We start from the raw sequence: 14,825 nt of genomic DNA on the forward strand, positions 1-14,825 counted from the left end.
GCGGGATAGACGTTTCTTTGCAGTGCAGGTTATTGCTCTGTAGGAGCGAGCTTGCTCGCGAAAAACGTCAACGATAACGCAGTGCTGATAGCCAGCCGGCGGTGTCTGTAAGTTCTTCGCGAGCAAGCTCGCTCCTACGGTTTATAAGGTCAGCGTCAGGCGTTTTACCAAAGCGCCTGGCAACAGGTTGGAAGCGGTGTTGCGCTGGTCATAGGTACTGGCCGACAACAGCAGCTCCCGGTCAGCAGTCAGCGCTTCCAATTGCGAACCGAGCAACTGATAGACACTGTCATCAAAGCGCATGGTGCTGACCGGCGCCTGGATCTCGCCGTTTTCCACCCAGAAGGTCGCAAAGCGCGTCATGCCGGTCAGGCGCGCTGCCGGCAGGTCGGAGTAGTTCAGGTACCAGAGGTTGCTGATATACAGACCGGTGCCCAACTGCTTGAGAATATCGGCCTGGGCCAGGTTGCCGGGCGCCATTTGCAAGGCGCTGGGCGACTCGTCGCTGCTGGCGCCGTTGGTGTTCAAGCCGTATTCGGCGGCGCTGCGCGAGTTGATCAACTGGCCCTCGGCCTGGCCTGCGTTGATCAGGGTGACATCCTCGCGCGGGTAGCCTTCAGTGGAAAACGCCTGGCTCAGGGAGCCGCTGATCTGCTCATCCACCGTCACCAGCGGGCTCAGTGACTGATCACCCGCGTACAGGCGTTGCAACGAACTGCCTTTGCTGGCGATGGCCTGGGCCGAAAAACCACCCCAGGTGATGATGCTGATGATTTCTTCCAGCGCTGCCGGCGCCAGGTAGGCGCGGTATTGGCCGGGCGCCAGGTTGTGCAGCGGGCGATCGAGAAACGCCAGTTGCTCCCGGGCCTGTTGGAAACGGGCGGCGAATTCGGCGCTGTTCCAGGTATGCCCGGCGTAGCTGGCTTTGACCGCTTCGCCATTGGCGTGGAACAGGCTGAAGTCGAAATTGAAGCTGTTAGCCCGGTGCCAGCCGAACGCGCCCGTTGAGCTGGCGAAACCACGGCTGATGGGGCCTGCGGCGTAGAAACCGACCAGGTCCACGCCGTCGGCGGCTTGGCTGATATCGTCCAGCACCTGGGCCAGTTCCGGCAGCGGGCGCAGCTGTTCGTTATGGTTGTGCCAGGCGTCGGGGTTCAACAGCAGGTACGGGTCAGGCGGTAACAGCGGCAAGGTTTCGCGCAGTTGTTGCAGGCCATTTGCCAGGCGTTGGCGATCCAGCTCCGCTTCGCCCGACAGGGTGATACCCAGGTCGGCGTGGCGCCCATCGTTGATCAATTTGAGGTTCAGGCTGGCCTGCTGTACCTGGCCGGCCTGGCGCACCTGTGCGTGGTTGAAGCGCACGAACTCGGACGCTTCATCCGCGTAGCCGAGTTGAAAGTGTTCCTTGTCGGTGATGGCTTGCTGGAGCCAGTCCACCAGTGCCTTGAAGTGGTTCATCAGGCATCTCCCCCAAATACATCGACATTGCTGAATACACAGGCCGGCGACGCATGGCCGACGCGGATCACCTGGTTGGGTTCGCCCTTGCCGCAGTTCGGCGTGCCCAACACCTTGAAGGTGCTGGCATCGCCCACCGCGCTGAGCTTGCGCCAGAACTGCGCGGAAATCGCCCGGTAGTTGGGGTTCTTCACCACGCCCTTGAGTTCGCCGTTTTCGATCAACTGGCCCCACTCGCAGCCGAACTGGAACTTGTTGCGCGCATCGTCGATGGACCACGAACGGTTGGTCGACATCAGGATGCCGTTCTCGATGCCGCCCACCAATTGCGCGAGGCTTTTATCGCCGGGCTCGATATTCAGGTTGGCCATGCGGTCGATGGGCGCACGGTTCCAGCCGCAGGCGCGGCTGTTGGCAACGCCTGGCAGGTTGGCGCGAAACTGCGACAAGGCCCCGCCCAAGGGCTTGAGCAGCAGGCCCTCGCGAATCAGAAATTGCTTGCTGGCAGGCGTGCCGTCGTCGTCATGGCCGTAGCTGGCAAGCTGTTCGGGGATGTTCGGGTCGAAGGTGACGTTGAGCAACGGTGAGCCATATTGCAGGTGGCCGAAGTCGCTGGCCTTCACAAAACTGGTGCCGGCGTAATTGCGCTCGTCACCGAGGATGCGGTCCAGCTCCAGCGGGTGGCCGATGGATTCGTGGATCTGCAGGATCATCTGGTCGGGCATCAGCAGCAGGTCACGCGGGCCGTGGGGCGTATTCGGTGCGAGCAGCAATTGCAGGGCTTCGTCGGCCACTTTGCGGGCGGCGCCCACCAGGCCGAAGCGCTGGATCACGCCGGCACTGCCTTGCTGGCCGAAGTTGGTGCCGCCCAAGGTGCGGGTCTGGCTGTCGTTGCCGTCGAAGGCGGTGACGCTCAAGCCGGGGAACACGAAACGCTGGGCCTGACGCAATTGCGCGCCGGCGCTGTTGAGGTAGATCTGTTCGACCCGCGTGGTGCCCAGGCTGACTTCCCAACTCACCAGGCGCTCATCCTTGGGCACGGCGGCGGACTCATCGCCGAGCAATTGGTAGCAGTCGCTCAGGGACGGGCAGGGCTGGTCGAGGTCGGGCGACAGGTAGTCGGCGACGTCGCTGGACACTGGTTGCTGGTGCAGGTCGAGCAGGGCGTGGGGCTTGATCAACCGGGCTTGCTGTTCAGCACGCTCAAGGGCGGCTTGCAGGCCGGCAAGGGAAATATCGTTGGTCGCGGCGTAGGCTTCCACGCCGTTGAGGCGCACGGTAAGCATGGCGCCTTCGTCATGGCCCAGGTGAGGCGGCTCGGCGACGTTCTTGCGCACCGACAGGTACTGGCCGGATTCGCGAACGTAGCGCAGGGAGAAAAATTCGGCGGTGGTGCGCAGGGCACCGAAGTGTTTCTTGAGCGTGGCGTGGTGTTCGAACATGGGGCCTTCCTTGTGGGCGGCTCGGCGCGGGCAGGCCAACAGAGTAGGCCTGGGCGGGGAGCTGATCAAGGGAGGTTTTGTTGTGTCTGGTCGGGCCTCATCGCGGGCAAGCCCGCTCCCACATTTTGAGTTGTGAACCCATTCAACTGTGGGAGCTGGCTTGCCTGCGATGCAGGCACCGCGGTGTATCAGTTACTGCGCAATCTCACGCAACGGCTTGCCACGCACCGGCGCATCGCCTGCCACGTAGTAGTCGGCGGTGCTGCGCGGCAGCGGCTGGCGGCCACGGATCTTGTCGGCGATTTTCTCGGCGATCATGATCGTCGGCGCGTTCAGGTTGCCGGTGGTGATGATCGGCATGATCGAGGCATCGACCACACGCAGGCCCTGCATGCCATGCACGCGGCCTTCACCATCGACTACGGCCATCTCGTCGGTGCCCATCTTGCACGAGCAGGACGGGTGGAACGCGGTCTCGGCGTGCTCGCGGATGAACTTGTCCAACTGCTCATCGGTTTGCACGTCGATGCCCGGGCTGATTTCGCGGCCACGGTATGGGTCCAGTGCCGGCTGCTGCATGATTTCACGGGTCAGGCGGATGCCATCGCGGAACTCCTGCCAGTCCTGCTCGGTGGCCATGTAGTTGAAGAGGATGCTCGGGTAGTCCCGTGGGTTCTTCGACTTCAGCTGGATACGGCCACGGCTTGGCGAACGCATGGAGCCCATGTGCGCCTGGAAACCGTGCTCTTTCACACCGTTGCTGCCGTTGTAGTTAATGGCTACCGGCAGGAAGTGGTACTGGATGTTCGGCCACTCGAATTCTTCACGGGTACGGATAAACCCGCCCGCTTCGAACTGGTTGCTGGCGCCGATGCCGGTGCCGTTGAACAGCCATTCGGCTCCAATCGCCGGCTGGTTGTACCAGAGCAGCGAAGGGTACAGCGACACGGGCTGGGTGCAGGCGTATTGCAGGTACAGCTCAAGGTGGTCCTGCAGGTTTTCACCCACGCCCGGCAGGTCGTGGACCACCGGGATGTCGAGGCTTTCCAGCAGTTTGGCCGGGCCGACGCCGGAGCGTTGCAGCAGTTGCGGCGAAGCGATTGCGCCGCTGCACACCAATACTTCTTTACGCGCACGGGCTTCAACGCGCTCTTCGGCCGCGCCGATCAGGTAACGCACGCCCACTGCACGCTTGCCTTCGAACAGTACTTTGTCGGTGAGGGCATGGGTGACGATGGTCAGGGTCGAACGCTTTTTAGCCGTGTCCAGGTAACCGCGTGCGGTGCTGGCGCGACGGCCGTTCGGCGTGACGGTACGGTCCATCGGGCCGAAGCCTTCTTGCTGGTAGCCGTTCAAGTCTTCGGTACGTGGGTAACCGGCCTGTACGCCCGCTTCAACCATGGCGTGGAACAGCGGGTTGTTGCCCGCTTTCGGCGTGGTCACGCTGACCGGGCCGTCGCCACCGTGCCAATCGTTGGGGCCGATGTCGCGGGTTTCGGCTTTGCGGAAATACGGCAGGCAGTCCAGGTAGGTCCAGTCTTCCAGGCCCGGCAGCTTCGACCAGTTGTCGTAGTCCATGGCGTTGCCACGGATGTAGCACATGCCGTTGATCAGGGAAGAGCCACCCAGGCCCTTGCCGCGACCGCATTCCATCCGGCGGCCGTCCATGTGGGGCTCTGGATCGGTTTCGTAGGCCCAGTTGTAGCGGCGGCCCTGCAGCGGGAAGGCCAGGGCGGCTGGCATCTGGGTACGGAAGTCGAGGCGGTAGTCCGGGCCACCGGCTTCCAGCAACAGGACGGTGACGCCTTCGTCTTCGGTCAGACGGGTCGCCAGGGTGTTACCGGCTGAGCCGGCACCCACAATAATGTAATCGTATTCTTGGGACATGAATGTACCCTCTTTGAAGTATGGTCAGGTCTGGCGAGTGCTTCGCACTCGATCGCAGGCAAGCCAGCTCCCACATTTGATCGGGTTCACACAGAGCAAATGTGGGCGCCGGGCTTGTCGAGTCGTCGCACCGCCGCGATGGCCTCACGGGCAATACAAGGCTCGGGTGTTAGAACACCGAGGCGTAATCGCCCAATTCAACCTGTACCGATTTGATGCGGGTGAAGTTGTTCAGCGAGCTGATGCCGTTCTCACGGCCCACACCCGACTGCTTGTAGCCACCGACCGGCATTTTCGCGTCGGACTCGCCCCAGGCGTTGATCCAGCAGATACCGGCTTCCAGTTGATGAATCACGCGGTGGGCGCGGTTCAGGTCGCGGGTGACCAGGCCAGCGGCCAGGCCGAAGTCGGTGTCGTTGGCGCGACGGATCACTTCTTCTTCGGTTTCATAGGTGAGGATGCTCATCACCGGGCCAAAGATTTCTTCACGCACGATCACCATGTCGTCGGTGCAGTCGGTGAACACGGTCGGGGCCACGAAGGCGCCTTTGGCGAAGTCGCCGTCAGTCAGGCGATCGCCGCCGCACAACAGGCGGGCGCCTTGTTCTTTACCTTTGGCGATGTAGCCCAGCACGCTTTCCATGTGGGCGAAGCTGACCAGCGGGCCGAAGTTGGTGTTTTCGTCTTCCGGGTTGCCGATGCGAATACGCGCAACACGCTCAACGATCTTGGCTTCGAACGCGGCTTGCAGGTGCTTGGGCACGAACACACGGGTGCCGTTGGTGCAGACCTGACCGGAGCTGTAGAAGTTGGACATCATGGCGGTGTCGGCGGCGCGGTCGAGGTCGGCGTCGTCGAAAATGATCAGCGGGGACTTGCCGCCCAGTTCCATGGTCACGTCTTTGAGCGAGGAGCTCGACGCGCTGGCCATGACTTTCTTGCCGGTGTCGGTGCCGCCGGTGAAGGAGACTTTTTCGATGCGCGGGTGCTCGGTCAGCCAGGTGCCGACTTCACGGCCGCTGCCGGTCAGTACGTTGAACACGCCCGCTGGAACGCCAGCCTCGGTGTAGATCTCGGCCAGTTTCAGGGTGGTCAGCGAGGTGACTTCGCTTGGCTTGAAGATCATCGCGTTACCGGCAGCCAGGGCTGGTGCGGATTTCCACAGGGCGATCTGGATCGGGTAGTTCCACGCGCCGATACCGGCAACCACGCCCAGCGGCTCGCGGCGGGTGTAGACAAACGAGGTGTCGCGCAGGGGGATCTGCTCGCCTTCGATGGCGGGCACCAGGCCAGCGTAGTATTCCAGCACGTCAGCACCGGTGACGATGTCGACGTACTTGGTTTCCGAGAAGGCTTTACCGGTGTCCAGGGTTTCCAGGGCGGCCAGCTCATCGTTGCGCTCGCGCAGGATGTCCACGGCACGACGCAGGATGCGCGAACGCTCCATGGCGGTCATGGCGGCCCAGATTTTCTGGCCTTTTTCAGCGCTGACCACGGCACGTTCAACGTCATCGAAGGTGGCGCGTTGCACTTGGGCGAGAACTTCACCGTTAGCCGGGTTGATGGCTTCGAAGGTGGCATCGCTGCCAGCGTCGCTGTAGCCGCCGTCAATGGAGAGTTTTTGCAGGTCGAAACGGGCCATAAAGTCCTCGCAAGTGCATAAGTGGTTGGCGTTAACCGCCGAACAGTGGGCCATAAGGGTGTGGCAACACTGAGCGGCAGCAGTTCAGGGGTTGAGCGGTTATGTGTGCTCTAACTCACCTGCTTGGCCAATTGGAAATCCATGTATTCGTAAGCGATCCGTTGCGCCTGCGCCGTGTCGAAAGCGTCTCCCGACAGGGCGCCGCGCAACCACAAACCGTCGATCAGAGCCGCCAGACCTCGGGCTGCTTTGCGTGCGTGCGGCAGCGGCAGCACTCGGCGGAACTGGCAGCACAGGTTGGAATACAGACGTTGATCGTTGATCCGCTGCAACCTGTGCAATGACGGGTGGTGCATGCTGGTGGCCCAGAAGGCCAGCCAGGTTTTCATTGCCGGGCCGTTGACCTGGCTGGCGTCGAAGTTGCCTTCGATGATCACCTGAAGGTGCGCCCGTGGGCTGTCATCCTTCAAGGCACGCCTGCGTTCTTGCACGTTCTCGATCAGCGCATTCATCAGGTAGCGCATCGTCGCTGCGATCAGGCCGTTCTTGTCCTGAAAGTAGTGGCTGATGATGCCGTTCGAGACGCCGGCCAGACGGGCGATCAACGCAATGCTGGCATCTCCCATCCCGACCCGATCGATGGCCGTCAATGTGGCTTCGATCAACTGCTGGCGGCGTATGGGTTGCATACCGACCTTGGGCATGTAGCACCTCTCCTTAGGCCTGCCGATGGGCGATCCACGTCCGTCGGCTTGAGGGCCAGTCTATTTTGTTTTGATTGAACGTTCAATCAACAAAGAATAAGATCTGCGACAAATGGTCGCTGCCTACAGATGTTTCCTACCTGCGAGCTGCAACCTTCGACACCTGCAAAAACCCTTGAAACAGGCCACTTCAGAGCCTGATCACCGCCTTGGCGGGCTCAAGAATTTTCGGGGTGTCTTTATAACACCCGTCCGTCGACTGCCGAAAAATCGATGTCCCGGGATAACCGTTGCCTTGTGTTTCTCTTTCGCACTGCCTGGAGCATCTGCGCCATGAGTTCTGCCTCTCTTATAAAGACCCCACCGGAAAAGGTCCGGGTCAACGGTTGGGTGTTCTACACCTCCACCGCGCTGATTTTATTGTTGACCGCCATTCTGATCGTCGCCCCGCAGGAGGCCGGGCGCCTGCTCGGCGTAGCACAGGCCTGGCTGTCGAAAAGCTTTGGCTGGTACTACATGGTGGTCATCGCCGCCTACCTGGTGTTTGTGGTCGGCCTGGCGTTTTCGTCCTATGGGAAACTTAAGCTGGGTGCGAAGGACGATACCCCAGACTTCAGCTACGGCGCCTGGGCCGGCATGTTGTTCTCGTCGGGTATCGGCATCTCGCTGTTGTATTTCGGTGCGTCCGAGCCGTTGGACCACTACTTCAACCCGCCCGAAGGCGCTGCCGCCAGCAATGGCGCGGCACGCCAGGCGCTGCAACTGACCTTCCTGCACTGGGGCCTGCACGGCTGGGCGATCTATGCGCTGGTGGGCCTGGCCGTGGCGTACTTTGCTTATCGTCACAACCAGCCGCTGGCCTTGCGTTCGGCGCTGTACCCGCTGGTGGGCGAGCGTTGGGTGAAGGGCGCGGCCGGCCATGCGGTAGACGGTTTCGGCATGTTCGTGACCCTGCTGGGCCTTGTGACCAACCTGGGGATCGGCTCGATGCAAGTGTCGTCGGGGCTGGAAAACCTGTTCGGCATGGAGCACAGCAATACCAATTTGCTGATCGTGATCATCGTGATGAGCACCGTGGCGACCATTGCCGCCGTGTCGGGTGTGGAAAACGGTATTCGCCGCCTCTCCAACCTCAACATCGTGCTGTTCAGCGGTTTGCTGATCTTTGTGTTGCTGTTCGGCCCTACCTTGCACCTGCTCAATGGCCTGGTGCAGAACACCGGTGATTACCTCAACGGTATCGTGCTCAAAACCTTCGACCTGTATGTGTACGAAGGCGACGGTGCCAAGACCGAACGCTGGATGGGCCTGTGGACCCTGTTTTACTGGGCCTGGTGGATTTCCTGGGCGCCATTTGTAGGCATGTTCATCGCACGTATTTCCCGTGGGCGTACCGTGCGTGAACTGGTGGCTGGCGTATTGCTGATCCCGCTGGGCTTTACCCTGGCGTGGCTGTCGATATTCGGCAACTCGGCTTTGGATTTGGTGTTGAACCATGGGGCGGTGGAGTTGGGCAAGACGGCGCTGGAGCAACCGTCCATGGCCATCTACCAACTGCTTGAGCATTACCCGGCGTCGAAAGTGGTGATCGGCGTGTCGATCTTCGTGGGCTTCGTGCTGTTCCTGACGCCTGCGGATTCCGGCGCGGTGATGATGGCCAACCTTTCCTGCAAAGGCGGCAACGTGGATGAAGACGCGCCGCACTGGTTGCGTATCTTCTGGTCGGCGGTGATCACCCTGGTGACCATCGGCCTGCTGTTTGCCGGTAACTTCGAAGCCATGCAAACCATGGTGGTGTTGGCGGGGCTGCCGTTCTCGGTGGTGCTGGTGTTCTTTATGTTCGGTTTGCACAAGGCCATGCGCCAAGACGTGGCCATCGAACAGGAGCAGGCGCAATTGGCTGAACGCGGGCGTCGTGGTTTCAGCGAGCGTTTGACTGCCCTGGACCTGCAACCGAGCCAGGCCACCGTGCAGCGCTTTATGGACAAGCACGTAACGCCGGCGTTGGAAGAAGCCGCGAGTGCGTTGCGTGATCAGGGCCTGGAAGTGCAGACCTTGCTGGGCAAATCCAAGCGCTGCATCGGCGTGCGGATCGAGATGGACGAAGGCAACCCGTTTGTCTACGAAGTGAGCCTGGATGGCTACTCGGCAGCGCCGGCTGACCTGCCTGAAGAAGAGCGCACCCGTTACTACCGTGCCGAGGTGTACCTGCACAACGGGCCTCAGGAGTATGACCTGATGGGCTTCACCCAGGAGCAGATCTCCCGGGATGTGCTCGATCAGTTTGAAAGCCATCGGCAGCTCCTTGGCCGGGTCTATAGCTGATAGTTGAGCGGGCGGCGCCTTAACTGGCGCCGCTTAGCTAATGTGAAAGCAGATCAAAATGTGGGAGCGGGCTTGCTCGCGAATGCGGTGGATCAGTAATAGATGTACTCACTGACACACCGCATTCGCGAGCAAGCCCGCTCCCACATTTGCTCTGCGGTGCGGCTTAGCCCAGGTTCTTGCCCAGCAGGGCATGGTAGAGCTCACTGTCTCCCAAAATCCCCACCACCTTGTTGTTGTCGTGCAGCACCAGCTTGTTGCCTGTCTGGTAGCGAATCTGCAACGCATCGCGCATGCCGATGTTCGAGTCCACCAGCGTCGGTACGCGGCCCAAGCCTTCCACGGCCTGCCCTGGCGCCCAGTTTTGCAGGTTCATCGTCACGCCATTCTGGCGTGCGCCCTGGATGGTGTTGCCTTCGGCCAAGTCCAGCCAGGAGTCGCCACCCGGATCAAGGCACACTGAACCATTCACGCGCGTGCAGTTATCCAGGGTGCGCATCAGGCTGCGCCCGCACAGCACGTTCAGCGGGTTGGTATGGGCGACGAAGGTGCGCACATAGTCATCCGCCGGGTTCAGCACAATCTCTTCCGGCACGCTGTACTGGATGATCTTGCCGTCTTTCATGATCGCGATACGGCTACCGAGTTTGAGTGCTTCGTCCAGGTCGTGGCTGACGAACACGATGGTCTTGCTCAACTTGCGTTGCAGCTCCAGCAGTTCATCTTGCAAGCCTTGACGGATCAACGGGTCGAGGGCCGAGAAGGGTTCGTCCATCAGCAGGATATCGGCGTCCATCGCCAGGGCGCGGGCCAGGCCGACGCGCTGCTGCATGCCGCCGGACAACTCGTCGGGCTTCTTGTTGCGCCATTGGCTCAGGCCCACCAGTTCGAGCTTTTCGTCCACCAGCGTGCGTCGTTCTTTCTCTGGGCGGCCCTGCATCTCCAGGCCGAAGCTGATGTTCTCGCGCACCGTCAGCCAGGGCATCAGGGCGAACTTCTGGAACACCATGGCGATGCGTTTGGTGCGCATCATTTTCAGTTCGGCAGGGGTGCAGGAGGCGATGTCGATCTGGCGACCTTCATGCTCCACAAACAGCTGGCCACGGCTGACGGTATTGAGGCCGTTGATGCAGCGCAGCAAGCTGGACTTGCCTGAGCCCGAGAGGCCCATCAGCACACAGATCTCGCCTTTCTCGATGTCCAGGCTGGCCTTTTCAACGCCGACAATCTGCCCGGTCTTCTTCAGGATTTCGTTACGGCTCATGCCCTGGTCCAGCAGCTTGAGCGCTTCGCGTGGGTCTTTGGAAAAGATCACGTCGACATTGTCGAATCGGATAATGCTCATGCATCACCCCCTACTTTAGCGTCGGGTTGTTTGCAGATACGGTCGAGCATGATGGCGAGCAACACAATGGCCAGGCCCGCTTCAAAGCCCAAGGCAATGTCTGCGGTGTTGAGTGCGTTGACCACCGGCTTGCCGAGGCCATCAGCGCCCACCAGGGCCGCGATCACCACCATCGACAGCGACAGCATGATGCACTGGGTAATGCCGGCGGCGATGCTCGGCATGGCGTGGGGCAGTTCAATGCGCGAGAGCAACTGGCGGCGCGAGCAGCCAAAGGCTTTGCCGGCGTCCATCAGCTCTTGCGGGACATCACGGATACCCAGGTAGGTCAGGCGGATCGGCGCGGCAATCGCGAACACCACCGTGGAAATCAGCCCAGGCACCACACCCAGCCCGAAGAGGGTCAGGGTAGGGATGAGGTAGACGAAGGTCGGCACGGTCTGCATCAGATCGAGTACCGGCCGCATCATGGTGTAGAACATCGGCTTATGCGCGGCAACAATGCCCAGCGGCACACCGATGACCACGCAGACCAGGGTGGCGAACAGCACCTGCGCGAGGGTTTCCATGGTTTCCTGCCAGTACCCCAGGTTGAGGATCAGCAGGAAGGAGGCGATGACAAAAACAGTCAGTCCCCATTTACGTTGGATAAAGTGAGCCAGCAGCGCAATCAGACCGATCAATGCCAGTGGATTGAACCAGGTCAGCGCAAACGTCACGCCGTGGATCATCGTTTCCAGGGTCGATGCGATTGCGTCGAAGTAGTTGGCCCCGTGTTGGGTCAACCAGTCGACGAAGGCAGCGATGTACTGGCCTAGTGGGATTTTCTGTTCAGTCAGCATGGTAGTGAATGTCCACATGCGAAGGGGAAAACATCCCAGGCCAGCGCACCGGCCTGGGGTCAGCGGGTGCTATTTGGCGAGGTAAGCTTTAACGGCATCGAGCCCTGGTTTGCCATCAACGGTGGTGACACCGGCGAGCCAGGTGTCGAGCACTTGCGGGTTCTTTTGCAGCCAGGCCTTGGCGGCAGCATCGGCCTTCATCTTGTCGTCCAGGACGTTCCCCATCAGGGTGCTTTCCATGTCGAGGGTGAACACCAGGTTCTTCAGCAACTGACCAACGTTGCTGCACTCCTGGGTGTAGCCTTTGCGGGTGTTGGTGTAGATGGTGGCCTGGCCGTAGTTGGGGCCGAACGAGTCGTCACCACCGGTCAGGTACTTCATCTTGAAGCGAGTGTTCATCGGGTGCGGTTCCCAGCCGAGGAACACGATGGCCTGGTTGCGCTTGGAGGCGCGTTCAACCTGGGAGAGCATGCCGGCTTCGCTGGATTCGACCACCTTGAAACCGGCGGTTTTCAGGCCGAAGGCATCTTTGTCGATCAGTGTCTGGATGGTGCGGTTGCCATCGTTGCCCGGCTCGATGCCGTAGATCTTGCCGCCCAGCTCATCCTTGAATTTGGCGATGTCGGCGAAGTCCTTCAGGCCCTTGTCGTACAGCGCTTGTGGGACTGCCAGGGTGTACTTGGCGTTCTCCAGGTTGGCGCGCACGGTTTCCACGGTGCCGGCATCACGGTACTGCTTGATGTCGTTTTCCATGGTCGGCATCCAGTTGCCGAGGAAAATGTCCATGTTCTTGCCGTCGGCCAGGGACTTGTAAGTCACCGGTACCGAAATCATCGTGGTGCGCGGCTTGTAGCCCAGGCCCTTGAGGATCTCGCTGGTGGTCGCGGTGGTGACGGTGATGTCGGTCCAGCCGACATCGGAGAAGTTGACGGTCTTGCACTGTTCCGGTTCTGCGGCGTGTGCCACGACTGGCAGACTCAGCATGGCGGCCAACAACAACGAGGGTGAACCTTTCATGTGGGTAGACTCCTGTGTCTTTTCTGGCGGCATTCGCCGCGCTTTATAAGTGTTGCGGTTGGAGCGTGAGACAACAGCTCTGGCGCGGTGCCTTGCAAACGAGTCGAGACTGATCATGTACCAGTGAAAATCTGACGCCTACAGGGGGCGTCGTATCCAGTACAGGGAGGGTCGCATCCAGTACCGATGACGTCGCTTACAGGTTTTTCCAAAGGTAAAACTGCTGTTTTTACCCTTCTGCACCGCAAAAAACGGCCAAAACTGGCGTTCGCACGCGAGCGCCGCTGGTGAGCATGAGTGCGTCGGTGTGAGACGCCGTGATGACGAATAAAAGCTTGATGATGCCGCCATCTGGGCGATCTGAGCGTAGCACCTCGTTCAAGCCCGGCCCGTGCTTATCGAGGAGTTTCACGTTAATGGCTATCAGCGTTTTCGACCTGTTCAAGATCGGCATCGGGCCTTCGAGTTCGCACACCGTGGGGCCCATGCGCGCCGCGGCGTTATTCGTTCAAGGGTTGCGTGAGCGTGGGTGGCTGGAACAGGTGCAGCGTGTCGAAGTGCAACTGTACGGCTCGTTGTCGGCCACCGGCATCGGTCATGGCAGCGACACCGCCACCATCATGGGCCTGATGGGCGAATGGCCGGACGCAATCGACCCCACGCAAATCGGCGCCCGCATTCACACCTTGCGCGAAACCGACACGTTGCTGCTCGACGGGCGGTTGCCAGTGCCGTTTGTGTGGGCCCGGGACATGCGCCTGCTCGATGAGAACCTGCCGTTTCATCCCAACGCCATGACCCTGGTGGTGTTTGGCGAAAACGGCGAGTTGCACCGCGACACCTATTACTCGGTGGGCGGCGGTTTCGTCGTGGATGAAGCCCAGGCCCAAAGCGGTGTGGCGGACATGGACCGTACCGAGCTGCCCTATGACTTTTCCAGTGCCGTGGAGCTGTTGCAGCTGTGCAAGACCCACAACCTGCGCGTTGCCGAACTGATGCTGGCGAATGAAAAAACCTGGCGCAGCGAAGAAGAAATCCGCAGCGGCCTGATGAAGCTCTGGCGCGCCATGCAAGATTGCGTGGAGCAGGGCCTCAAGCACGAAGGCATCCTGCCTGGCGGCTTGAACGTGCGCCGTCGCGCCGCCAAGTTGCACCGCAGCTTGCAGGAGCTGAACAAGCCCAATGTGATCGGCTCGACCTTGAGCGCCATGGAATGGGTCAACCTGTTCGCTCTGGCGGTCAACGAAGAAAACGCCGCCGGTGGGCGCATGGTCACGGCGCCTACCAATGGCGCGGCGGGGATCATCCCGGCGGTGTTGCACTACTTTATGAAGTTCAGTGAAGAAGTCACCGAAGCCAACGTGGTCGACTACCTGCTCGGCGCGGCGGCGGTGGGCATCCTGTGTAAAAAGAACGCCTCGATCTCGGGGGCCGAAGTCGGTTGCCAGGGTGAGGTCGGTTCTGCGTGCGCCATGGCTGCGGCCGGATTGGCGGAGATCCTCGGCGCCACGCCGGAGCAACTGTGCAACGCCGCCGAAATCGGTTTGGAACATAACCTTGGCCTGACCTGCGACCCGGTGGGCGGTTTGGTGCAAGTGCCGTGTATCGAGCGCAATGCGATCGCGGCGGTGAAGGCGATCAACGCGGCGCAAATGGCGTTGCGTGGCGATGGCCAGCACTTCATCTCGTTGGACCGGGTGATCCGCACCATGCGTGATACCGGGGCCGATATGCATGACAAGTACAAAGAGACATCGCGGGGTGGGTTGGCGGTGAGTGCGGTCGAGTGCTGAGACCGAGTTGCCTGCATTCGCGAGCAAGCCCGCTCCCACACTCGACCGCATTTCGTCAGGATGTACTCGGTCAAATGTGGGAGCGGGCTTGCTCGCGAATGCGGTAGCTCAGCCAGCGCTGCTCACAAAGTGAACACCCTAAGCCAAAATCGCCACCTTTTAGCGCGTCGCAAATAGATAAGTAGCTTCCGAACGATTCCTACACGATCACACGCCTGATGTGCTTTGGGTGACAGACTTCTCCTACGCCCGCAAAGCGCCTTCCCACAAGTGCTACCGATCTGCTCACACCCCTTGAACCCCGCCCGTTAGGCGTCATATCCCGCACTTCACGCACGGGCTTGTATAGACGCATCAACAGGTCGTTTTC

Annotated in this window: 10 protein-coding genes; 2 read left to right on the forward strand and 8 right to left on the reverse strand. The window is 60.7% G+C overall.

The features are described from left to right. Positions 1 to 141: 141 nt before the first annotated feature. The 5 genes from MF6394_RS16715 to betI all read right to left on the reverse strand — a co-directional run bounded on the left by MF6394_RS16715 (position 142) and on the right by betI (position 7,133). A complete protein-coding gene (locus tag MF6394_RS16715; RefSeq protein ID WP_078467100.1) occupies positions 142 to 1,458 on the reverse strand; it encodes a TldD/PmbA family protein in 1,317 nt (438 codons plus the stop codon). Beyond that, a complete protein-coding gene (locus tag MF6394_RS16720; RefSeq protein ID WP_078467101.1) occupies positions 1,458 to 2,900 on the reverse strand; it encodes a TldD/PmbA family protein in 1,443 nt (480 codons plus the stop codon). Before MF6394_RS16720 ends, MF6394_RS16715 begins: the two co-directional genes overlap by 1 nt. Positions 2,901 to 3,092: 192 nt before the next feature. Beyond that, entirely contained in the window at positions 3,093 to 4,787 is a 1,695-nt protein-coding gene (betA, locus tag MF6394_RS16725; protein ID WP_069557084.1) for a choline dehydrogenase, read from the reverse strand. A 169-nt stretch (positions 4,788 to 4,956) separates the two neighbouring features. After that, the gene (gene betB, locus MF6394_RS16730; RefSeq protein ID WP_078467102.1) at positions 4,957 to 6,429 is read right to left on the reverse strand and encodes a betaine-aldehyde dehydrogenase; all 1,473 of its coding nucleotides are present in this window, start codon (positions 6,427 to 6,429) and stop codon (positions 4,957 to 4,959) included. 110 nt (positions 6,430 to 6,539) lie between these two features. Then, complete coding sequence (gene betI / locus MF6394_RS16735) at positions 6,540 to 7,133, reverse strand: transcriptional regulator BetI (RefSeq protein ID WP_044271839.1); 594 nt, start codon at positions 7,131 to 7,133, stop codon at positions 6,540 to 6,542. 390 nt (positions 7,134 to 7,523) lie between these two features. Between betI and MF6394_RS16740 the strand changes: the two genes are divergently transcribed. Beyond that, positions 7,524 to 9,458, forward strand: a complete 1,935-nt coding sequence (locus MF6394_RS16740; RefSeq protein ID WP_238597300.1) for a BCCT family transporter — start codon at positions 7,524 to 7,526, stop codon at positions 9,456 to 9,458. A gap of 166 nt (positions 9,459 to 9,624) precedes the next feature. Here the strand turns inward: MF6394_RS16740 and choV are convergent, their stop codons facing one another. The 3 genes from choV to MF6394_RS16755 all read right to left on the reverse strand — a co-directional run bounded on the left by choV (position 9,625) and on the right by MF6394_RS16755 (position 12,662). Further along, complete coding sequence (gene choV, locus MF6394_RS16745) at positions 9,625 to 10,803, reverse strand: choline ABC transporter ATP-binding protein (protein WP_032894931.1); 1,179 nt, start codon at positions 10,801 to 10,803, stop codon at positions 9,625 to 9,627. Further along, the gene (gene choW, locus MF6394_RS16750) at positions 10,800 to 11,645 is read right to left on the reverse strand and encodes a choline ABC transporter permease subunit (RefSeq protein ID WP_003194913.1); all 846 of its coding nucleotides are present in this window, start codon (positions 11,643 to 11,645) and stop codon (positions 10,800 to 10,802) included. The genes choV and choW overlap by 4 nt, the downstream gene beginning before the upstream one ends. 69 nt (positions 11,646 to 11,714) lie before the next feature. After that, positions 11,715 to 12,662: a choline ABC transporter substrate-binding protein gene (locus MF6394_RS16755; RefSeq protein WP_044271836.1), complete on the reverse strand. Its 948-nt coding sequence runs from the start codon at positions 12,660 to 12,662 to the stop codon at positions 11,715 to 11,717. Between the two features lie 416 nt (positions 12,663 to 13,078). Between MF6394_RS16755 and MF6394_RS16760 the strand changes: the two genes are divergently transcribed. Further along, positions 13,079 to 14,455 carry an L-serine ammonia-lyase gene (locus MF6394_RS16760; protein WP_014720257.1) on the forward strand — a complete coding sequence of 459 codons (1,377 nt, stop codon included), beginning with the start codon at positions 13,079 to 13,081 and terminating at the stop codon, positions 14,453 to 14,455. Positions 14,456 to 14,825: the final 370 nt, after the last annotated feature.

It is taken from the genome of Pseudomonas sp. MF6394 (assembly GCF_002018845.1).
GTDB classification, from domain to species: Bacteria; Pseudomonadota; Gammaproteobacteria; order Pseudomonadales; family Pseudomonadaceae; genus Aquipseudomonas; species Aquipseudomonas lactis.